This is a genomic window from Streptomyces sp. NPDC038707, assembly GCF_040636485.1.
Taxonomy (GTDB): Bacteria; Actinomycetota; Actinomycetes; order Streptomycetales; family Streptomycetaceae; genus Streptomyces.
Window position 1 is genome coordinate 12025 of sequence record NZ_JBEZUP010000054.1, and the last position, 20351, is coordinate 32375.

The 20351-nt window shown below is 71.8% G+C and carries 16 protein-coding genes and 1 pseudogene; 6 read left to right on the forward strand and 11 right to left on the reverse strand.

What is annotated here, in order from left to right:
• Positions 1-74 precede the first annotated feature (74 nt).
• Complete coding sequence (gene gcvP, locus AB0E62_RS37950; RefSeq protein WP_362204995.1) at positions 75-2960, forward strand: aminomethyl-transferring glycine dehydrogenase; 2886 nt, start codon at positions 75-77, stop codon at positions 2958-2960.
• Positions 2961-3016: 56 nt separating this feature from the next.
• Here gcvP and AB0E62_RS37955 read toward each other — a convergent pair.
• From AB0E62_RS37955 to AB0E62_RS37995, 9 genes and pseudogenes are all read right to left on the reverse strand, one after another.
• A pseudogene (locus AB0E62_RS37955) lies at positions 3017-3436 on the reverse strand (TOBE domain-containing protein).
• Positions 3437-3465: 29 nt separating this feature from the next.
• A complete protein-coding gene (locus AB0E62_RS37960) occupies positions 3466-4599 on the reverse strand; it encodes an ABC transporter ATP-binding protein (protein WP_362204998.1) in 1134 nt (377 codons plus the stop codon).
• Positions 4596-5456 (reverse strand): molybdate ABC transporter permease subunit, encoded by an 861-nt coding sequence (modB, locus tag AB0E62_RS37965; RefSeq protein ID WP_362205001.1) that lies wholly within the window; start codon positions 5454-5456, stop codon positions 4596-4598. Before modB ends, AB0E62_RS37960 begins: the two co-directional genes overlap by 4 nt.
• Positions 5453-6274 carry a molybdate ABC transporter substrate-binding protein gene (gene modA, locus AB0E62_RS37970; protein WP_362205004.1) on the reverse strand — a complete coding sequence of 274 codons (822 nt, stop codon included), beginning with the start codon at positions 6272-6274 and terminating at the stop codon, positions 5453-5455. The genes modB and modA overlap by 4 nt, the downstream gene beginning before the upstream one ends.
• Positions 6275-6476: 202 nt before the next feature.
• Positions 6477-6872: a helix-turn-helix transcriptional regulator gene (locus tag AB0E62_RS37975; protein ID WP_362205007.1), complete on the reverse strand. Its 396-nt coding sequence runs from the start codon at positions 6870-6872 to the stop codon at positions 6477-6479.
• A gap of 173 nt (positions 6873-7045) precedes the next feature.
• Positions 7046-8998: an amino acid transporter gene (locus AB0E62_RS37980; protein ID WP_362205010.1), complete on the reverse strand. Its 1953-nt coding sequence runs from the start codon at positions 8996-8998 to the stop codon at positions 7046-7048.
• Between the two features lie 573 nt (positions 8999-9571).
• Positions 9572-10129, reverse strand: coding sequence for a hypothetical protein (locus tag AB0E62_RS37985; protein ID WP_362205013.1), 558 nt, complete (start codon positions 10127-10129; stop codon positions 9572-9574).
• 243 nt (positions 10130-10372) lie between these two features.
• Entirely contained in the window at positions 10373-10579 is a 207-nt protein-coding gene (locus AB0E62_RS37990) for a DUF5999 family protein (RefSeq protein ID WP_073895228.1), read from the reverse strand.
• A 299-nt stretch (positions 10580-10878) separates the two neighbouring features.
• Positions 10879-11481 (reverse strand): hypothetical protein, encoded by a 603-nt coding sequence (locus tag AB0E62_RS37995; protein WP_362205016.1) that lies wholly within the window; start codon positions 11479-11481, stop codon positions 10879-10881.
• A 572-nt stretch (positions 11482-12053) separates the two neighbouring features.
• Here AB0E62_RS37995 and AB0E62_RS38000 point away from each other — a divergent pair.
• Positions 12054-13595 carry a glutamate--cysteine ligase gene (locus AB0E62_RS38000; protein WP_362205019.1) on the forward strand — a complete coding sequence of 514 codons (1542 nt, stop codon included), beginning with the start codon at positions 12054-12056 and terminating at the stop codon, positions 13593-13595.
• A gap of 222 nt (positions 13596-13817) precedes the next feature.
• Positions 13818-14618: a type II CAAX endopeptidase family protein gene (locus AB0E62_RS38005; protein WP_362205038.1), complete on the forward strand. Its 801-nt coding sequence runs from the start codon at positions 13818-13820 to the stop codon at positions 14616-14618.
• Between the two features lie 24 nt (positions 14619-14642).
• Here AB0E62_RS38005 and AB0E62_RS38010 read toward each other — a convergent pair whose 3' ends face one another.
• A complete protein-coding gene (locus AB0E62_RS38010) occupies positions 14643-15455 on the reverse strand; it encodes a PhzF family phenazine biosynthesis protein (RefSeq protein WP_362205022.1) in 813 nt (270 codons plus the stop codon).
• A gap of 214 nt (positions 15456-15669) precedes the next feature.
• Positions 15670-16350 (reverse strand): class I SAM-dependent methyltransferase, encoded by a 681-nt coding sequence (locus tag AB0E62_RS38015; RefSeq protein ID WP_362205025.1) that lies wholly within the window; start codon positions 16348-16350, stop codon positions 15670-15672.
• 136 nt (positions 16351-16486) lie between these two features.
• On the opposite strand from AB0E62_RS38015, the gene AB0E62_RS38020 reads away from it, so the two are divergent.
• Genes AB0E62_RS38020 through AB0E62_RS38030 form a run of 3 tightly spaced genes read left to right on the forward strand, consistent with a single transcriptional unit; the run spans position 16487 to position 20279 of the window.
• Entirely contained in the window at positions 16487-17269 is a 783-nt protein-coding gene (locus AB0E62_RS38020) for a TnsA-like heteromeric transposase endonuclease subunit (RefSeq protein WP_362205027.1), read from the forward strand.
• Positions 17257-19347 (forward strand): Mu transposase C-terminal domain-containing protein, encoded by a 2091-nt coding sequence (locus AB0E62_RS38025; protein ID WP_362205029.1) that lies wholly within the window; start codon positions 17257-17259, stop codon positions 19345-19347. Before AB0E62_RS38020 ends, AB0E62_RS38025 begins: the two co-directional genes overlap by 13 nt.
• Positions 19344-20279, forward strand: coding sequence for an ATP-binding protein (locus AB0E62_RS38030; RefSeq protein WP_362205032.1), 936 nt, complete (start codon positions 19344-19346; stop codon positions 20277-20279). Before AB0E62_RS38025 ends, AB0E62_RS38030 begins: the two co-directional genes overlap by 4 nt.
• Positions 20280-20351 lie beyond the last annotated feature (72 nt).

Consider the following 20351-nt stretch of genomic DNA (forward strand, 5'->3'; position numbering starts at 1 on the left):
CAGAGGGGGAGGCCGTCGGGGTGCCCGTGCCGGGGCGCCCCTCGCAGGTCGCGTCAGACCAGGAGGCCTCCGCAATGACCGCCCATCGCATTCCGCTCTCCGAACTCGAAGCGGGCATCCCCTTCGAGCAGCGCCACATCGGACCCGACCAGGAGGCGCGGGCGAAGATGCTCGCGCAGGTCGGGTACGGCTCGCTGGACGAGCTGACCGCCGCCGCGGTCCCGGATGTGATCAAGAACGCCGACTCCCTGGACCTGCCGGGCGCCCGCACCGAGGCCGAGGTGCTGGCCGAACTGCGCTCGCTCGCCGACCGCAACCAGGTCCTGCACTCCATGATCGGCCTGGGCTACTACGGCACCTTCACGCCGCCCGTCATCCTGCGCAACGTCATGGAGAACCCCGCCTGGTACACGGCCTACACGCCGTACCAGCCGGAGATCTCCCAGGGCCGGCTGGAGGCCCTGCTGAACTTCCAGACGATGGTCGCCGAGCTGACCGGGCTGCCCACCTCCGGTGCCTCCCTGCTGGACGAGGGCACGGCCGCCGCCGAGGCGATGGCCCTGTCGCGGCGCATGGGCAAGAACAAGAAGGGCCTGTTCCTGGTCGACGCGGACGCGCTGCCGCAGACCATCGCCGTGATCCAGACCCGCGCCGAGCCGACCGGCGTGGAGGTCGTCGTCGCCGACCTCGGCGACGGCATCCCGGCCGACATCGCCGCGCGCGAGATCAACGGCGTACTGATCCAGTACCCGGGCGCCTCCGGTGCCGTACGGGACATCAAGCCCGTCATCGACCAGGCGCACGAGCTGGGCGCCCTGGTGACCGTGGCCGCCGACCTGCTCGCCCTGACCCTGCTGGTCTCGCCGGGCGAGCTGGGCGCGGACATCGCCGTCGGCACCACCCAGCGCTTCGGCGTGCCCATGGGCTTCGGCGGTCCGCACGCCGGCTACATGGCCGTGCACGAGAAGTTCGCGCGCAGCCTGCCCGGCCGCCTGGTCGGTGTCTCCGTCGACGCCGACGGCCACAAGGCCTACCGGCTCGCGCTGCAGACCCGTGAGCAGCACATCCGCCGCGAGAAGGCCACCAGCAACATCTGCACCGCGCAGGTGCTGCTCGCCGTCATGGCCGGCATGTACGCCGTCTACCACGGGCCCGAGGGCCTGAAGACCATCGCGCGGCGCACGCACCGCTACGCCACCCTCCTCGCCGAGGGGCTGCGGGCCGCCGGTGTGGAGATCGTCCACGGCGCCTTCTTCGACACCGTCACCGCGCGGGTGCCCGGCAAGGCCGCCGAGGTCGTCGCCGCCGCCCGGGACAAGGGCGTCAACCTGTGGCCGGTCGACGCCGACCACGTCTCCGTCGCGTGCGACGAGACCACCGACCGGGCCCGGCTGGAAGCCGTCTGGGCCGCCTTCGGCGCCGAGGCCGACATCGAGGCGCTGGACGCGACCGCCGGGGACGCCCTGCCCGAGGCGCTGCTGCGCACCGACGCGTACCTCACCCACCCGGTTTTCCACCAGCACCGCTCCGAGACCGCGATGCTGCGTTACCTGCGCAGGCTGGCCGACCGTGACTACGCGCTCGACCGCGGCATGATCCCGCTGGGCTCCTGCACCATGAAGCTCAACGCGACCACGGAGATGGAGCCGGTCACCTGGCCCGAGTTCGGGCAGCTGCACCCCTTCGCGCCCGCCGAGCAGGCGCAGGGCTACCTCACCCTCATCCGCGAGCTGGAGGACCGGCTCGCCGAGGTCACCGGTTACGACAAGGTCTCCCTCCAGCCGAACGCCGGCTCCCAGGGCGAGCTGGCCGGTCTGCTCGCCGTCCGCGGCTACCACCGCGCCAACGGCGACGAGCAGCGCACCGTCTGCCTGATCCCGTCCTCCGCGCACGGCACCAACGCCGCCAGCGCCGTGATGGCCGGCATGAAGGTCGTCGTCGTCAAGACCGCCGAGGACGGCGAGATCGACGTCGAGGACCTGCGCGCCAAGATCGAGCAGTACCGCGACGAGCTGGCGGTGCTGATGATCACCTACCCGTCCACGCACGGTGTGTTCGAGGAGCACGTCGCCGACATCTGTGCCCGGGTCCACGAGGCCGGCGGCCAGGTGTACGTCGACGGTGCCAACCTCAACGCGCTCGTCGGCCTCGCCAAGCCGGGCCACTTCGGCGGTGACGTCTCCCACCTGAACCTCCACAAGACGTTCTGCATCCCGCACGGCGGCGGCGGTCCGGGCGTCGGCCCGGTCGCGGTCCGCTCGCACCTCGCGCCGTACCTGCCGAACCACCCGCTCCAGCCGGAGGCCGGCCCGGCCACGGGCGTGGGTCCGATCTCGGCGGCTCCGTGGGGCAGCGCGGGCATCCTGCCGATCTCCTGGGCGTACGTCCGGCTCATGGGCGGCGAGGGGCTGAAGCGGGCCACCCAGGTGGCCGTGCTGTCGGCGAACTACATCGCCAAGCGCCTGGAGCCGCACTTCCCGGTGCTCTACACCGGCCCCGGCGGCCTGGTCGCGCACGAGTGCATCATCGACCTGCGTCCGCTCACCAAGGCGACCGGCGTGAGCGTGGACGATGTCGCCAAGCGCCTGATCGACTACGGCTTCCACGCGCCGACCATGTCCTTCCCGGTGGCCGGCACGCTGATGATCGAGCCGACCGAGTCGGAGGACCTCACCGAGCTGGACCGTTTCTGCGACGCGCTGATCGCGATCCGCGCGGAGATCGACAAGGTCGGTTCGGGCGAGTGGCCCGCGGAGGACAACCCGCTGCGGAACGCCCCGCACACGGCCGCCGCGCTGAGCGGTGAGTGGGCGCACGCCTACAGCCGTGAGGAGGCCGTCTTCCCGGCCGGTGCCCCGGCCGCCGACAAGTACTGGCCGCCGGTGCGCCGCATCGACCAGGCCTTCGGCGACCGCAACCTGGTGTGCTCCTGCCCGCCGCTGGACGCCTACGAGGACTGAGCGAACCGCTGCCGAAGGCCCTGCCCGGAGAAGCCCGGGCAGGGCCTTTCGCGCCGCTACGGGGCCGCCAGTGAGACCTCCGTCGCCTTGATCAGGGCGATGACGTCGGAGCCCACGAACAGAACGAGGCCGGTGGCCGCTTCCCCGGTGATCACGGAGGTGATCTCGCCGGCGGCCGTGGCGCTCTACGCCAATGTCATGACCGCGCCCGGACGGATCTCGGTGACGGTGCCGGCGAACCGGTTGCGGAGGGACAGCCCCTCGGCGTCACGGGTGGCGAGGGACACCTCCGTGGCCTTCGCCAGGGCGTGCACGGGGCTGCCGGGGCCGAGGCGGAGCTGCTCGGCGGCCTCCGGCGTGATGACGGCCAGCAGGCGCGGGCCGCCGTCCAGCCGGACCGCGACGGTGGCCCGCGCCTCGCCCGCGTGGACTTCGGTGACGGTGCCGGGCAGCTGGTTGCGGATGCTCAGGGTCATGGCCACCCACCAGGAGAGCGTGGGTCCGGTCAGGCCGGATACGCGTGGGTCTGGGCTGCTTTCACCATAGCCCAGACCGGTGCACCGGGACGCAGGTCCAGCTCGGCGGCGGCCACCGTCGTCAGGTCCGCCGCGAGCGGCAGTTCGCCGGTGAGGTCGGCGCGGATCTGGTCGCCGTGCGTCTCCAGGCCGGCCACCTCGCAGCGCCACAGGTTGCGGGCGCTGGTGCCGGACGGCCGGTCCCGGAACAGGGTCACGGAGGACGGCGGGAACGCCACGAAGGCCGGCCCGGACAGCTCCTCCGTGGTCGTGATCGCGGGTCCCGCGTCGAGCCGTACGGTGTGTCCCGCGGCCCGTCCCCGGTAGAGGTTCAGGCCGACCAGCCGGGCGATGTAGTCGGTGCGCGGGTGCCGGGCGATGTCGGCGGGGGTGCCCTCCTGCACGACCCGGCCGTGCTCCACGACCACCAGGCGGTCCGCGAGCACCATGGCGTCCAGCGGATCGTGCGTGACCAGGACCGATACGGCCTCGAACTCGGCCAGATGGCGGCGGAGCGCGGCACGGACCTCCAGGCGGGTACGGGCGTCCAGGGCCGCCAGCGGCTCGTCCAGGAGCAGCAGCCGGGGGCGGGTGGCGAGGGCGCGGGCGAGGGCCACGCGCTGGGCCTGGCCCCCGGACAGCCGGCGCGGCCTGGCGGCCGCGTGGCCGGCGAGGCCCATGCGGTCCAGCCAGGCCGCCGCCTCGGCGCGGGCCTCGGCCTTGCGGGCGCCCCGGCAGCGGGGGCCGAAGGCGACGTTGTCCAGGGCGGACAGGTGGGGGAAGAGCAGGTAGTCCTGGAAGACGACACCGACCGGGCGGGACTCGGGAGGCGTGTGCTCCAGGGGGGTGCCGTCCAGGCGCAGATGGCCGTCCGTGAGGGCGGTGAGGCCGGCGAGGGCGCGCAGGGCGGTGGTCTTGCCGGCGCCGTTGGGGCCGAGGAGGGCCACGACCTCGCCGGGGGCCGCCGTCAGGGTGATGTCCAGGCGGAACGCGGGGCGGTCGACCACGAGGCGGGCGTCGAGGCCGGCGGTCCGGTGCGGGGACGGGGTGATGGCCTCACGGGCGGGTGCGGGGGGCGGGCTGTCCGCGGGGTGCTTGCCGGGGCGGGGGCCGGTGTGGGTCATGGGGTGGTCATCCAGCGGTCTCTGAGGGCGGCCAGGACCGCGATGGAGACGGTGAGCAGGACCAGGCTGAGGGCGATGGCGGCCTCCGGGTCGTTCTGGAGGGCGAGGTAGACCGAGAGGGGCATGGTCTGGGTGCGGCCGGGGAAGTTGCCCGCGAAGGTGATCGTCGCACCGAACTCGCCGAGCGCCCGCGCCCAGGCCAGCACCGCGCCGGCCGCGATGCCGGGTGCGATCAGCGGCAGCGTGACCCGGCGGAACGCGGTGAAGCGGGACGCGCCCAGCGTGGTGGCCGCCTCCTCGTAGCGCGGGTCGGCGGCGCGCAGCGTGCCCTCGACACTGATCACCAGGAACGGCATCGCCACGAACGCCTCCGCGATCACGACCCCGGTGGTGGTGAACGGCAGGGTGAGCCCGAACCACGCGTCCAGCCACTGCCCGACGACACCGTTGCGGCCCAGGGCCAGCAGCAGTGCCACACCGCCGACGACCGGTGGCAGCACCAGCGGCAGGGTGACCAGGGCGCGGACCAGGCCACGGCCGGGGAAGTCGGTACGGGCCAGCAGCCAGGCCAGCGGCACGCCGAGGACCAGGCTCACGGCGGTCGCCGCGGTGGCGCTGACCAGCGACAGCTGGAGCGCCTGCCACACCTCGGCGCTGCCCAGCTGCTCCGGCAGGGTCCGCCAGGGCGCGCGGACGAGCAGTGCGAGCAGCGGCAGCAGCAGGAACGCCAGCGCCAGCAGGCCCGGCAGCAGCAGCGGCAACGGCACCCCGCGCCGGCCCCCCGCGCCGGCACGCCGGCGCCGCGGCCGGCCCGGACGGGGGCCGGCCGCGGCGCCAGGCTCGTCGAGCGGGGTCATGGCTTGAGGAACCCGGCCTCGCCCAGCACCTTCTGGCCCTCGGCGGACCGCACGAGGGCGATGAACGCCCGGGCGGCCCCGGCGTTCCGCCCGTTCTTCAGCGCGGCGATCGGATAGTCGTTGACGGCGCCGGCGGACTCGGGGAACTCCACACCGTCCACCTTGCCCTTCGCGGCCCTCACATCGGTCCGGTAGACGAGCGCGGCGTCCGCCTCGTCCAGTTCCACCTTGTTCAGGGCGCTCTTGACGTCCTGCTCGTAGGAGACCGGGGTGAGCTCGACCCCGGCGGCGTCCAGGGCCTTGTGCGCGGCGGCGCCGCAGGGCACGGACTTGTCGCACAGGACGACCTTCAGCCCGGACTTGGTGAGGTCCTTCAGCGAGGACACCTTGTCGGGGTTGCCCGGCCGGGTGGCGATCTCCAGCTGGTTGCGTACGAAGGTGACCGGGGTGCCGGACGCGTCTTTCCGGTCGGTCACGGTCTTCATCGTCTTGGGGCTGGCGGCGGCGAAGACGTCGGCCGGGGCGCCGCCGGTGATGCTCGCGGCGAGGGTGTCGCTGCCGCCGAAGTTGAAGCTGACCTTCGTGCCGGGGTGCCGGTGCTCGAACTCCTTGCCCAGGGCCGTGAAGCTCTCCTTCAGAGAGGCGGCGGCGAAGACGGTGAGCGTGCCGGACAGGTGCGGGGAGCCGGACTCCCCGGTGCCCGGCGCGTCCGACGTGTCCGACGAGGAGGAACAGGCGCCGAGGGTCAGTACGGCGGCGGCTCCGGCACCGGCCAGTCGCAGCAGCTGCCGGGTCCGGCGCACGGAACGGGTCGTCACGGATCTACTCCTCGGTTCTGGGACAACGGTCGCGCCCTGGCACGCCCGTTGACCGGCCGTGCGGCGATGATACTGCCGCATCTGCGAGGCAGAAGTCTGCTGTCGGATCGCATGAGCCGGGAATTCGAGGAGAATAGCTCGCATGTGCGTTCGTACGGATCGGTGCCGGCGGCGGGGCGGGCCGCCGCCGCGGCGCACCGGGTCAGACGCGGTCGATGTGTACGTTCGTGGACTTCACGCGCGCGGTGGCCTCCATGCCGACCTCCAGTCCCAGTTCCTCCACGGCTTCCCGGGTCAGCAGCGAGACGAGCCGGTGCGGGCCCGCCTGGATCTCCACCTGGGCGGCGACATCGCCGAGCTTGATCGCGGTGACGATGCCGGGGAAGGCGTTGCGGGCGGAGGTGTAGGAGGCCTCCTCCTCGCCCCCGTCGCCCTGGGCGAGTTCGACGGAGAACGCGGCGAGGTCCCTGCCGTCGATGAGGCGGCGCCCGGACTCGTCGCGGTGGGTGGCCACCCGGCCGGCGTCGGCCCAGCGGCGGGCGGTGTCGGGGCTGACGCCGAGCAGCCGCGCGGCCTGGCCGATCGTGTAGGACTGCATGCCGGTCACGATAGGGCCACGTACCGGGGAGCGCGGCCGGGGGGTGGCCCGTGCCGTGCCGCCTGGAGATCGCGTCGGCCTCCACGGCCGCGGGCCGCATGAGAGCCCTGGCTGTATGTACGGGGTACGGGGATGTAAGGGGTACGGGGATGTACGGGGGCGGCGGTTCCGGTTCAGCCGGTGTGGACCCGGGGCCGGCGTTCCCGGTCCGGTTCCGCCTCGCGCAGCACCTCCCGGGTGACCGGGGCGACCTCGCCCTGGCCGAAGAGGAAGAAGCGGAGGAAGTTGGCGAACGGATTGCCCTCGGTCCACTCGAAGTAGATGTGCGGGGTGCCGCCCGTGAGGTCCCGGACGTGCAGCAGCAGCGCGGCGAGGGCGTTCGGGATGGAGGCGGACTCCAGCGTCAGCACCCGGTAGCGGCCGTGCAGCACCTCACCGCGCACGGTCAGCCCCGCCTCGAACTCGGACGGGTCGGTGACCGTGACCTCGACGAAGACGAAGTCCTCCTGCTCCGGCATGTCGTTGTCGGCCTTGATCTGCTCGACCTTGTCCCGGTACTCGGCCTGGTCCCGTCGCCCCGGCTCGTTGGCGATGAAACGGATGCGCCGGTGGGCCATGTCCCGGACGAACCGTTCCGCCAACGGGTCGAGCGTCACATGGGTCACGCGCAGCTCGAAGGCGCGGGCCAGCCGGGACAGCAGCGAGATCAGCATGATCCCGACGATGAAGCAGGCACCGATCTTCACACCGTCCGGACGCTCGATGACGTTCACCACGGTCGTGTAGAGGAACACCGCCGCGATCGCCCCGAACGCGAGGGTCCAGCCGCGCTGGCCCGCCTTGCGGGCGGCGATGGTCACCGCGATCGCGGCCGAGCTGATCAGCACCAGCACACCGGTGGCGTAGGCGCCGCCCTGTTTGTCGACGTTGGCGTCGAAGATCCAGGTCACCAGGAAGGCGACCAGGATGAAGACGATGACCATCGGGCGTACCGCCCGGGCCCAGTGCGGGGCCATGCCGTAGCGGGGCAGATAGCGCGGCATCAGGTTGAGCAGTCCGGCCATGGCGGAGGCGCCCGCGAACCACAGGATGGCGATGGTCGAGACGTCGTACACCGTGCCGAAGGCGCTGCCGAGGTACTCGTGCGCGAGGTAGGCGAGCGCGCGGCCGTTGGCGGCGCCGCCCGGCTGGAACTCCCGCTCCGGGATGAGCAGCGTCGTGATGAAGCTGGTGGTGATCAGGAAGCAGCTCATCACCAGCGCGGCGGTGGTCAGCAGCTTCTTGGTGTCCCTGATCCGGCCGGCCGGGTGCTCGTCGGTGTCGCCCGGGTCGCCCTGGACGTGCGGCATGACGGCGACGCCGGTCTCGAAGCCGGACAGGCCGAGGGCGAGTTTCGGGAAGACGATCAGCGCCACCCCGATCATCACGAAGACGTTGCCGTGCTCCGTGGTCAGGGCGCCGCTCCAGTCGGTGATCACGTGCCCGGCGGTGACGACATGCCACAGGCCGGTGATCACGACGACGACGTTCAGCAGGAGGTAGGTGCCGACCAGGGCGACCGCGACGCCGATCGCCTCCAGGAACCCCTTGAGGAACACCGCGCCGAGCAGTGCCACCAGGCACAGGGTGATCAGCATCTGCTTGCCCTGCAGGGCGTGCGTCAGATGCGGGTTCTCCACCAGGTGGGTGGAGGCGTCGGCGGCCGACAGTGTGATGGTGATGAGGAAGTCGGTCGCCGCGAAGCCCAGCAGGGTGAGCACGAACAGCTTGCCCTGCCAGAAGGAGAGCAGCCGCTCCAGCATCGCGATGGACCCCTCCCCGCGCGGGCTCTCCTCGGCCACGCGGCGGTAGACGGGCAGGGCGCCGGCCAGGGTGACGACGACCAGCACGATGGTCGCCACCGGCGACAGCAGGCCGGCCGCCAGGGCCGCGATGCCGGGCTGGTACCCGAGGGTGGAGAAGTAGTCGACACCGGTCAGACACATCACCCGCCACCAGCGCTGCCCCTGGTGCGCCGGCTCCGGTTCGGCGTGCGGTCCCGGATGCTGCCTGGCCAGGTCGGACAGGCCCTCCAGCATCCAGGCGCGCAGGCGGCCGGTACTGGGAGGGCGTTCGGTCGTGGCCATCGGTGTGCTCCTGACATGCGGCGGCTCTTTCCGGCCATCACCCGGACGGCGGCACCAGCGTAAGCAGAGCGTGATGTTCGGGCCTGTGGATCGGCGGGCCGACGGCGTCAAGCTTGCGTTAAGAATGGCCCGGGAGCGCGGGGGCCGCACGAAGAAGGGGAGGCCGGAGCCGGGGTGCCGCGCCGCACCGGGCGGGTGACCGGGCGGCGGTGCCCGCGGGTGACGACCGGCGACGGCCACCGAGTGTCATGGCACCCGAGCCCCGGCCGCGCCCCGACCGGCCGGAACCGCCGCGGAACCGCCGCGGAGCCGGCCGGGGAAGCGGCAGTCGTCGCCCCCCGGGCCAGGCCAGGCCGGACGTCCGGGCCGACGACGGCCGGGGCTTGTCGGGGGAGCGGGGCCGGCGGGTGCCGACGGGTGCGCTGTCCGGGCCTGTCCGGGTGCTTGTCGGGGATACGGCGTTCGGGTGAGGCGTTCGGGCCGGCGGCGGTCGGGGCTCGTCGGGCGTGGGGGCGTGTCGTCCGGGGGGTCGCCGGGGGTACGGCGTGGGGTGAGGTGTTCGGGCGGGGGCCGTTACTCCAGGCCGGAGGCGCGGAACACGTTGAGGGCGGTCTCGCGGTTCACGCGGCGGGCGAGGGTGTGGAGGGCGGTCGTACCGGTCCGCAGGATGCCGGCCGTCTCGGCGCGGCGGGCGTCCTCGTCGAGCCGGTACCACAGGTCCGGGTTGCGGACCAGCACCTCGGGGTCGATCTCGACCCGGTGGCCGAGGGCGTCGCGCAGCACGAGCCGCCGGCTGACGCCGTCCAGCGGGCGTACCGCGATCAGCAGATCGGTACGGACCCGGCGGGTGCGCCCCAGGCGGCGGGAAGCCAGCCAGCCCTGGCCGGCCGACACGCGCGCCGGGTACAGGACCACGAGCAGCAGCAGGGCCGTCAGCAGCCACAGGGCAGCGCGCCACCAGGTCAGTGAGCCGGCCGCCCCGTCCAGACCCAGCAGCAGACCGAGCAGCGCGGTGGCGTAGCGGATCGCGCCGCGTACCTCACCGGCCCAGTCGCGGTCGCGGGCCACGGCCGCGGTGCCGGACGGGTACGAGCCGGTCACCTGGGGGCGGGTGTCGTCGCGGTGCTCCATGGGAAAAACGGTAGACCCGCCGACGGCGCGGAGCGTCCCCCGTTGACGGTGCCCTGACGCCCGGGCGGCCGTTCTTGACGGGTCCGTATCGCCCGGGCGGCCGTTCTCGCCGTACGTACTCCGACCGGAGCGGGGCCGGGGCCGGGGGAGAGCGCCGGAAGGTAGCCCACCGGGACCCCGGCATGTGTCGGGGCCGGTGCGCACGGGTGTGTGCGGCCGGCCCCCGGGTTTGCCGTCCCCTGCTCAGGCGGCGGTCATCACCCGCTCGGCACCGAGCGGGCGGTGCGGGGCGATGATGCGGCCGTCGGGCAGCAGCTCACCGGTGTCCTCGAAGAGCAGGACGCCGTTGCACAGCAGGCTCCACCCTTGCTCCGGGTGGTGCGCCACAAGGCGGGCGGACTCCCGGTCGGCGGATTCGGCTGGCGGGCACGGCGGCTGGTGCTGGCACATGGGCGGGATCTTTCGCTCTGTCGTGATCATGTCCGTCCCCCGTGATGAAAGAGTCGGTCGTGCGTCCAGTGTTCTCTCCTGCGCGTCATTCCGCAGGGTTTTCCCACCACCGCTTCTCACAGGTTCAAGACGCGTCACCCACGCGGGCGGTTCAGCCGAACCCCCCGGTCACTTCGGGTGGTTCACGCTGGCCGGAAGGGACTAGTCCCGTCGGTGAGGGCGCCCGCGACGGCCGTACCCGGGATCCGGAAAGGTCCTACCCCGCTTCCCGGGCGGGAAGCGGGGTAGGCGGGTGTCGGTCAGGCGGCGGGTGAGCCGAGCGCCGTCGGGCCGAGCAGCGGGAGAGGAGTCGCCCGCCGCGTCAGTACCGGAAGCAGCTCGGCGACACGGAAGGGGCGGTGTGCCGGAATGCCGGGCGGGGCCGGGGCCAGCGGGACGAGCAGGTCGGCGGCGGCCGGATGGCCCTCGGTGCCGTCGCCGGAGCAGTCGCCGTGCAGCCACAGGGTGAGCATGTACAGCCCGGGTACGGACAACAGTCTTGCCTGGTACGGGAGTTGCAGATCCTCGGCCTGCTTCAGGGCGCGCTCGGTGGAGGGGACGTACGGACCTTCGAAGAAGTGCGAGAAGGCCCAGCCGTCGGGGGTGAGCATGGTGTCGGCCGCGGCCACCGCGCGGTCACCGCACCGGATCAGGAAGCGCCAGCCGGCCAGCCGGGTCGCGGACAGGCCTTGTTCGGAGATGCGGTCCCACACATGGACCGGCAACGGGAGCTCGGCGGTGGTCGGCCCCTGCGCGGCGCGCAGGGACGGAGTGCGCGCCTCACGGACCGCGGTGGGAGAACCGAGGGCGGTGAGGACGGAGCGCAGGGCGGGCGCGGGGGCAGGAGGAAGGTGCAGCGGCATGTGGGTCGCCTCTCATTCGACAGGCGCGGCGGCGCGAGGAGGGGGTGGGGCGGACAGCGCTGTCTGCTCACGGAAGGCCGGAGAGGTGGGGGCCCGGATCGGGTGTGAACGAGGGTGCGACTCGCCCCGCCCCCCGTCAACCGGGACGGCAGGAACACCTCGGATACCTGGACGGAGGGTGCCACCTCTGCCTTGCGCACGAAGTTTATACGACGTTTGTTCGGCCGGCGTTTCGGCTATCCGATTCCGGTTCCCCGCACAAGGCTGAATTGGGCCGTCGATTTGCGGAAGTCATCCCGATTTCCGGTCCGATGGCTCCCCGCTGACCTCGCAGTACGCACCGGTAGCGGTCGGCCGAATGTCGTCGGCGTTTTTCACGAGGTGTTCGGGGCACCCGAGGGAGCAACCCGCGGCATGCCTCGTGAATGTGCCGCCGGGAACATTCCGACAGAGTAACGGGCGGCGGGCCGATGCGTGACGTTATCGATCGCTTCGGCTGGGCATCATCCACCCTGACCCGGGGAGCCCAGCGGCCGGAGCGGCGGCCCGCCCATCCGAGGAGGGACACTTCGATGGGGGAGAAGATCGTGGCGGGGCAGTTCGACCTGTCCGATCGCCAGCGCTATCGCGAAAAGCTCCAGAAGTGTCTGACGGGGCTGGAGCGGTTGTTGCGGGAGAAGCGATTCGACCGGCCCAAGAATCTCATGGGCGTCGAGATAGAACTGAATCTCGCCGGGCCCGACGGTATGCCGAAAATGTTGAACGGGCAGGTGTTGGAGCGCATCGCGAGCCGCGATTTCCAAACAGAACTCGCCATGTTCAACCTGGAAGTGAACATAGCGCCACACCCGTTGGGCGGGCGGGTATTCGACCGGCTCGCCGAGGAGCTGCGCACCTCGCTCGCCTACGCCGACCGCAAGGCCGGCGAGGTGGACGCGGGCATCGTGATGATCGGCATCCTGCCCACCCTCGACCGGGACGACCTGGTCTCCTCCAACCTCTCCGAGGTCGACCGCTACACCCTCCTCAACGACCAGATCGTCGCCGCGCGCGGCGAGGACTTCCGGCTCGACATCGACGGCGTGGAGCACCTCGTCTGCACGTCCAAGTCGATCGTGCCCGAGGCCGCGTGCACCTCGGTGCAGCTGCACCTCCAGGTCACCCCGGCCCGGTTCCCGGCCGTGTGGAACGCGGCCCAGGCGGCGAGCGCCGCGCAGATCGCCGTGGGCGCCAACTCGCCGTTCCTCTTCGGGCACGAGCTGTGGCGCGAGTCCCGGCCCCCGCTGTTCCTCCAGTCCACCGACACCCGGCCGCCCGAGCTGCAGGCACAGGGGGTACGGCCGCGGACCTGGTTCGGCGAGCGCTGGATCACCTCCGCGTACGACCTGTTCGAGGAGAACCTGCGCTACTTCCCGGCCCTGCTGCCGATCTGCGACGACGAGGAACCGCTGGAGGTCATCGAGGCCGGCGGGGTCCCCCGGCTCGGCGAACTGGTGCTGCACAACGGCACGATCTACCGCTGGAACCGGCCGGTGTACGGCATCGCGGACGGCCTTCCGCACCTGCGCGTGGAGAACAGGGTGCTGCCCGCCGGACCGACCATCACCGACATCATCGCCAACGCGGCCTTCTATTACGGGCTCGTCCGCGCGCTCGCGGAGGAGCCCCGGCCGGTGTGGACGCGGCTGCCGTTCGCCGCGGCCGAGGCGAACTTCGACGCGGCGTGCCGGCACGGCATCGACGCGCGCTTCGTCTGGCCCCGCCGGGGGCGGTACGGCGGCACGGCCGAGGTCGACGCGGTGACGCTGGTCCGCGACGAGCTGCTGCCGCTCGCCGCGGCCGGGCTCGACGCGTGGGGCGTGGAGGCCGCCGACCGGGACCTCTACCTGGGCGTCATCGAGGAGCGCTGCCGGCGCCGGGTCAACGGCGCCTCCTGGCAGGCGGCCACCTTCCACCGGGCACTGGAACAGGGCCTGTCCCGCGAGGCGGCCCTGGCGGCGACGACCCGCCGGTACGCCGAGCTGATGCACGGCGGGGAACCGGTCCACACCTGGCCGGTGGGCCTGCCGGAGCCGGTGGCGCTGGGGCAGGGGCGGGGCGCCGTGGCACCGTGACGCCGTAGGGCGGGCCGGTCCGCGGCCGCCGGACCGCACGCGGGAACGACATCGCCGCGCGGAAGAAGCCGTGGGCCGGGAGCGGGCCGCCGCCGTGCGGAGCCGACCGTCCGCGGCGGCGTGGGCGGGTGTGCGGGGTCGGGGTGGGGGACCGGGGCGGGCTTCTGCGATCCTTGCCGGGCGAAGGTGGGCCAGGGGTCCATGAGCCGGCTGGAGGCGGGAGTGCAGGTGGAGTCTGACGCGGTGGCGGAGTCCTCGGCGCGGGCGCGCGACCCGCGGCGGACGCTGCGGGACGAGACGCTGCTCGTGCTGGCGCTCTCCCTCGGGGCGAGCGGGGTGTCCGCGCTGATCAGCTTCATCGGCTCGGTCACCAAGCCCGGCGGCCTCAAGGACCAGGCGGCCACCCTCAACGCCTCGGCCGCCCCGGGCCGGCCCTGGCTGGACCTGGCCTGGCAACTCTTCGGCATCGCCACCGCGCTGGTCCCTGTGGCCCTCGTCGCCCATCTGCTGCTGCGCGAGGGCACGAGCCTGCGCGTCCTCGGCTTCGACCGCACCCGTCCCGGGCCCGACCTGGCCCGGGGCGCCGGGGTCGCGGCCGTCATCGGGAGCGCGGGCATCGCCTTCTACCTGGCCGCCCGCGGTCTCGGCTTCAACCTCACCGTCGTCCCCGAGGCGCTGCCGGACGTCTGGTGGAAGTATCCGGTGCTGGTCCTGTCGGCGGTGCAGAACGCCGTCCTCGAAGAGGTCATCGTCGTCGGCTACCTGCTGCGCCGGCTGGGCGGGCTGGGCTGGACCCCGGGCGCCGCACTGCTGGCCGGCGCGGTTCTGCGCGGCTCGTACCACCTTTACCAGGGCATCGGCGGCTTCCTCGGCAACATGGTCATGGGCGTGGTGTTCGTCTGGCTGTACCGCCGCTGGGGGCGGGTCGGCCCGCTGGTCGTCGCCCATTCCCTGCTCGACATCGGGGCGTTCGTCGGCTACGCCCTCCTCGCGGGCAAGGTGGGCTGGCTGCCGACGGCCTGACCGCGCGGGCCGCCGGCGGGCCGCTCAGGCGCGCAGTTCGCCCTCGATGACCGTCACCGCGCGGCCGGTGAGCAGCGTACGCGTGCCGCGCAGACCGGTACGGACGAGGCCCGTACGGCGGGAGGCCTGGAGTCCGGTGAGGTCGTCACGGCCGAGCCGCGGCGACCAGTACGGGGCGAGCGCGGTGTGGGCGCTGCCGGTCACCGGGTCCTCGTCGATGCCGACGTTCGGGAAGAAGCAGCGGGAGACGTAGTCGTAGCCGCGGGAGGGGTCCTCGGCGCGGGCCGTGGCGATGATGCCGCGCGTGGAGCAGGTGCCGAGGGCCTTGAGGTCCGGGGAGAGCCCGAGGACGGTCTTCTCGTCGGCCAGTTCCACCAGCAGGTCGCCGATCGCGGGCCCGGTGTCGAAGGCGGCGAGCGGCTGCGCGCCGAGTGCCTCGGTGACCCCGGCCGGCAGCTCGGCCGGGGTGAGCGGGGCGGTCGGGAAGTCCAGGGTGAGCGAGCCGTCCGCGGCGGGCGTCGCGATCAGCACACCGCTGCGGGAGGCGAACCGCACCGGTCCCTTGTGGGCGCCGGTGGTGTGCAGGACATGGGCCGTGGCGAGGGTGGCGTGCCCGCACAGGGCGACCTCGGTGACGGGCGTGAACCAGCGCAGCGCCCAGTCCGCGTCACCGCCCTCGGGCAGCGGGTGCGCGAACGCCGTCTCCGCGTGGTTCACCTCCATGGCGACGTTCTGGAGCCAGTCGTCGTCCGGGAAGACGTCCTCCAGGAGCAGGACTCCGGCGGGGTTGCCGGTGAACGGGCGGTCGGTGAAGGCGTCCACGATTCGAATGCGCATGACGCCGACGCTAGCGGCCGTGACGGCCCTGGAACCAAGGCCAATTCAGAAGGACCGGACTGATTCTCCGGAGCGCCCGGCCTCGGTGCGTGCGGCCGGCGCGTCACGGCGCCGGCCGTGGCGAAGGTCCGCGACACCGCGTCGAGCAGGGCCCTTGCGGCGCCGGGTCGTCGCCCACGCCTCCAGGTTCCGGGTCTGCTGTGGGCGGAGGGGCTCAGCGCAGCCGTCGGGCGCGCAGCACCAGGTCGTCGGTATGGTGCGCGCCGGCGCCGCCGTCGGGTGCCACGCGTGGGCGCTGCTCGTTCACCTCCACCTGCCAGTCGTCGGTGAGCAGGGCGGCGACCATGGAGGGCCAGACGTAGTCAGCAGGGTCGAAGCCGCTGTCGTGCGCCTGCTGGGTGTCCATCCCCGCGTGGTGTACGAGCAGCAGCACGCCGCCGGATGCGACGGCCGCGAGCAGCGCCCGCTCGGCCGCGGCGTCGGGGGTGCGCAGCAGGGCTGGATACTGCGCGGAGACCAGGTCGAAGGAGGCCGGCGGGAGCGCCGCTTCCGTCAGCGCGGCGTGTATCCAGCGAACGGCGACGCCCGCGTCCCGCGCGTGCCCGGCCGCCCGCTCCAGCGCCACGCCCGAGACGTCGAGCGCGGTCACGTCCCAGCCGCCGCGCGCGAGCCAGACGGCGTCCGCGCCCTCGCCGCAGCCGACGTCGAGCACCCGCCCGGGCGTGAGCCCGGCGGCCTCGGCCACGAGCGCGCCGTTGGGGCGGCCGCTCCACAGCTGCTGCCGGTCGGCGTATCGGTCGTCCCACTCCGCCCGCACCGCGGGGTCTCCGACGTATCCGTCACCAGGCAAGGAAGTGTCAGACGCGGGCGAACCCGCTGCGATGTTGTCGGTCACGGGCCCAACGTCACCCATCGCGGCCCGGGCACGCCAGCCCTGTTGCCGCTCCGGCTGACCTGTGCCAGTGAACGTTGATCGATTGCCACTGAAGGATGATCAACGCTAGTTTGTGCCACCTCAGGTTGATCATTCGGTGTACAGGTACGCGGGGGACGTGGTGGGGGCACCTGTCGGTGTGTTCGGCGAGGCTGCCCTTGCGGCGTTTGACCTGGCCTTTTCCATCAACGGCACGCTCGTGCGCCGATCGCTGGGCGCCAGCTGGGACATGCCGTTCGAGGCTGTGGACCCGGTGCGGGAGTTCAGCTGGCACAAGGACAGTCACGGGTTCGCCGGCTGGTACTACTCGTCGACGGTTCGGGATCACGTGGGTTACGAGTCGTGGCTGGACAGGGACAGGCTGATCCTGCTGGACCGTGATCCGCAGGTGGTCGCGATCGCCTCGCAGCCGTTCTGGCTGCACTGGCACGACGGCACCCGCAAGCGCCAGCACGCTCCCGACTACTTCGTCCGGCTCTCCGACGGTGGCGCCCGCATCGTTGACGTCCGGGCCGCGGACGAGATGGATGAGGCGACGCGGGAGGCGTTCGACGCGACCGGGCATGCCTGCCAAGCCGTGGGCTGGGAGTTCGAGTGGGTCGGCAGGCCTGAGCCGGTGTTCATGGCGAACGTCCGCTGGCTGTCCCGGTATCGGCGGGCCCGCTGCGGACGGCCGGTGCCAGTGGCGGACCGGCTGTTGGAGGTCTTCCGTGAACCGATGGGGCTCTGGGACGGCGCCGGGCTGGTCGGAGACCGGTTGCAGGTTCTGCCGGTGCTATTTCATCTGCTGTGGTCCGGTGCCTTGAAGACGGACCTGGTGGGAGGGCTGATGGAGACCGACAGCCTGGTCTGGACGGAAGGAAACACATGGGCAGCCTGAAGCGGCCGCCGGCCTTGGCGGTCGGTCAGCGGGTCCGGTTCGAGGGCCAGGTCAGGGGGGTTCTCGAGGTCACCGCACAGGCGGCGGTGCTGGAGGACGCCGAGACACCGCACCGAGTGGTCGCTCTGATCGATCTGTTCGAGACGGCGGACTTCGAGATTCTGTTCCAGCCCGAACGTATGCCGCTGCCTCCGTCCGGCCTGCTGGAGACCTTCGATCCCGAAGTGATGAAGCGGGCACTGTGGTGGGAAGGGCACATCCTTGAGGTCCTGCACGGACTACCGCCCGGTGTCGAACCCGGCACACCGCCGCGGCCGGGTTACGGATCGGGCACGTCGGTGACCTCACGCCAGAAGACCAAGGCGGCCGAACTCGCGGCCCTCGGCCACGAGATCAAGTCCGGGGCGGTGGGGTTGCGGCGACGCCGTTACACGGAGGACGGCCTGGTCGGACTGGCCAGGCTCGTGGATCACCGTTCGGTCCGCAAGCGCAAGGAGTTCGGCGACACGCCGGACGCTGTCGTCGAGGCGATGCGGCAGGCAATCAAAGAGGGCGTCGAGACCTCGACACGCAACGGGTCCTACCTGATCTGGAGGACGGGGGAGATCATCCGGGAGAACGGCGGGGACCTGGCCGAACTGCCGTCGCGGCGAACGCTCTACCGTCTGCTGGACAGGCTGGCGGCGGGCACGCACGCGACCGGGTCGGCGGTCACCCGCAGGTCGACAGCCCACGGGGCCGCTGCCCCGTTCGGCGAGTTGACGGTGTCGGCTCCGGGCGAGGTCATGCAGATCGACTCCACTCCGCTGGACGTCATGGTTCGCCTCGACAACGGAGTCGTCGGCAAGGTCGAACTGACCGGCATGATCGACGTCGCGTCCAGGACGCTGACCGCGGCGGTGCTCAGGCCCACCACGAAGTCGGTCGACGCCAGCGTGCTGCTGGCCCGCACTGTCACGCCGGAACTGATGCGGCCGGGCTGGATCGACGCACTGAAGATGTCACGCTCGGTGCTGCCGCACCGCCGCCTGCTGACCATCGACGAACGGCTGGAGCACGCCGCGGCCAAGCCGGTGATCGTCCCGGAGATGATCGTCTGCGATCACGGCAAGGTGTTCGTCTCGCACAACTTCCGGGCTTCCTGCCGGTTCCTGGAGATCGACTTCCAGCCCACGCACAAGGGCTCGCCCTTCGAGAAGGGGCACATCGAGAAGATGCTGGGCTCCGTCGCGACGATGTTCGCCCAGTTCCTCCCCGGCTACACCGGCCGCAACACCGACCACCGCGGCCGGCGCCCGGAGGAGGAGAACCTGTGGTCACTGCCCGAACTCCAGGACCTGCTGGACGAGTGGATATGCGCCCACTGGCAGAACCGCCCGCATGAAGGCCTCCGCGATCCCGACCATCCGGGGCGCCTGTTCACCCCCAACCAGAAGTACGCCGCCCTGGTCGAGGCCTGCGGCTATGTCCCGGTCGCGCTCAGTGGCCAGGACTACATCGAACTCCTGCCCGCAGCCTGGCGGGCCGTCAACTCCTACGGCATCCGGATCAACAACCGCACATACGACGCCTCCGAACTCGGGCCGATGCGACGGCGGGACTCGGGCATCACCGCCAAACGCGGGCTCTGGGAGGTCCACCGCGACCCCTACGACGTCTCCCGGGTCTGGGTACGCAACCACCGCGGCGGCGGTGAATGGGTCCAGGCGACCTGGAAGTACCTGAACCGGGCCCCGGTCCCCTTCGGGGACCTGGCCTGGGACCACGTCAGCCACCAACTGCCCAAGGCCACCGAGGAAGAACTCGCCGAGGCCGTCGCCGCCCTGCTCACCCGCGCACACGCCGGCCCCGACCGGCCGACGGCGAAGAAGAGCAGGAAGGCCGCAATGGCCAAGAAGGACCGCCGCGTCGCGGCCCGCACCAAGGCCACCACGCCGACGGCGGCGACAACACCGCCACCGCCGAGCACGCAGAACGAACTCGCCCCGCATGAGCCGGCGGAGGACGACGAAACCATGGCCGAGGTGATCCCGCTGGGGCTCTTCGACCCGCTCGAGGACCCCTGGAAGAGATCATGACGACGATGCCCGACAGCGGCCCGCACGACGACTTCGGCCAGTACCTGACCGTCCTGCCGGGCTGGCAGCAGTTTGTCGCGTCGACGACCAGCACCACGATGACCGTGCTGACGAAGAACGAGTACGACGCCCTGAGCAAAGAGGAAAAGTACGACTACGACGAGGACCGGCTCGACCACCACGCCCGCCTCCAGGTGGTCGCCACCTCCACCGTCCGCCGCACCGTCACCTGCGGACGTCGCCTGACCGTCCTCAACCGCGGTGCCATCAGCGGACGCCGCGGCCTGATCGTCACCGGTCCGGCCAACACCGGCAAGACGATCGCTCTGACCCAGCTCGGCCTGGCCCACGAGCTCCAGGACCGTCGTCGGCACCCCGGGCAGGACGAGCGCATACCGGTCATCTACATCACCGTCCCGCCTGCCGCGACACCCCGCATGATCGCCGCCGAGTTCGCCCGGTTCCTCGGTCTCCCGGTCCTGCGAAGCTCCAACATCACTGACCTCACCGAAGCCGTGGTCGGCGTCTGTGCCAAGGCCCGCACCGGCCTCGTCCTGGTCGACGAGATCCACAACATCTCGCTGGAGACCCGCACCGGAGCCGACGCGTCCGACACGCTCAAGTACTTCTCCGAGCGGATCCCGGCGACCTTCGCCTACGCCGGCATCGACATCGAAGACAGCGACCTCCTGACCGGAACCCGCGGCGACCAGATCGCCGCCCGCTTCACGGCGGTGGACACCCACCCCTTCCCCTACAACGCGGAATGGAAGGCCCTGGTCGCCCAGCTGGAGGCGAACCTCCTGCTGCACCAGCACAAGCCCGGCACCCTCACCCGCCTGGACCGGTTCCTGCACACACGCACCGGCGGCATGATCGGCACCCTGTCCCACCAGCTCCGCGGGGCCGTGTCGCTGCTTCGTGAAAACTGACCCCCTGGCAGTCTCCGAATCTTGACCCCTCCGGACTCTTGGAGGGTGCTGAACGTGGAGGACTGGGCAGAG

Bases quoted from the DNA above. Each gene is read 5' to 3' on its own strand.
- AB0E62_RS37995 (WP_362205016.1), bottom strand. From the start codon at position 11,481: ATGCCGCTGCACCTTCCTCCTGCCCCCGCGCCCGCCCTGCGCTCCGTC.
- AB0E62_RS38025 (WP_362205029.1), top strand. From the start codon at position 17,257: ATGGGCAGCCTGAAGCGGCCGCCGGCCTTGGCGGTCGGTCAGCGGGTC.
- gcvP (WP_362204995.1), top strand. From the start codon at position 75: ATGACCGCCCATCGCATTCCGCTCTCCGAACTCGAAGCGGGCATCCCC.
- AB0E62_RS38000 (WP_362205019.1), top strand. From the start codon at position 12,054: ATGGGGGAGAAGATCGTGGCGGGGCAGTTCGACCTGTCCGATCGCCAG.
- AB0E62_RS37980 (WP_362205010.1), bottom strand. From the start codon at position 8,998: ATGGCCACGACCGAACGCCCTCCCAGTACCGGCCGCCTGCGCGCCTGG.
- AB0E62_RS38030 (WP_362205032.1), top strand. From the start codon at position 19,344: ATGACGACGATGCCCGACAGCGGCCCGCACGACGACTTCGGCCAGTAC.
- AB0E62_RS38010 (WP_362205022.1), bottom strand. From the start codon at position 15,455: ATGCGCATTCGAATCGTGGACGCCTTCACCGACCGCCCGTTCACCGGC.
- AB0E62_RS37990 (WP_073895228.1), bottom strand. From the start codon at position 10,579: ATGTGCCAGCACCAGCCGCCGTGCCCGCCAGCCGAATCCGCCGACCGG.
- AB0E62_RS37985 (WP_362205013.1), bottom strand. From the start codon at position 10,129: ATGGAGCACCGCGACGACACCCGCCCCCAGGTGACCGGCTCGTACCCG.
- AB0E62_RS37960 (WP_362204998.1), bottom strand. From the start codon at position 4,599: ATGACCCACACCGGCCCCCGCCCCGGCAAGCACCCCGCGGACAGCCCG.
- AB0E62_RS37975 (WP_362205007.1), bottom strand. From the start codon at position 6,872: ATGCAGTCCTACACGATCGGCCAGGCCGCGCGGCTGCTCGGCGTCAGC.
- modB (WP_362205001.1), bottom strand. From the start codon at position 5,456: ATGACCCCGCTCGACGAGCCTGGCGCCGCGGCCGGCCCCCGTCCGGGC.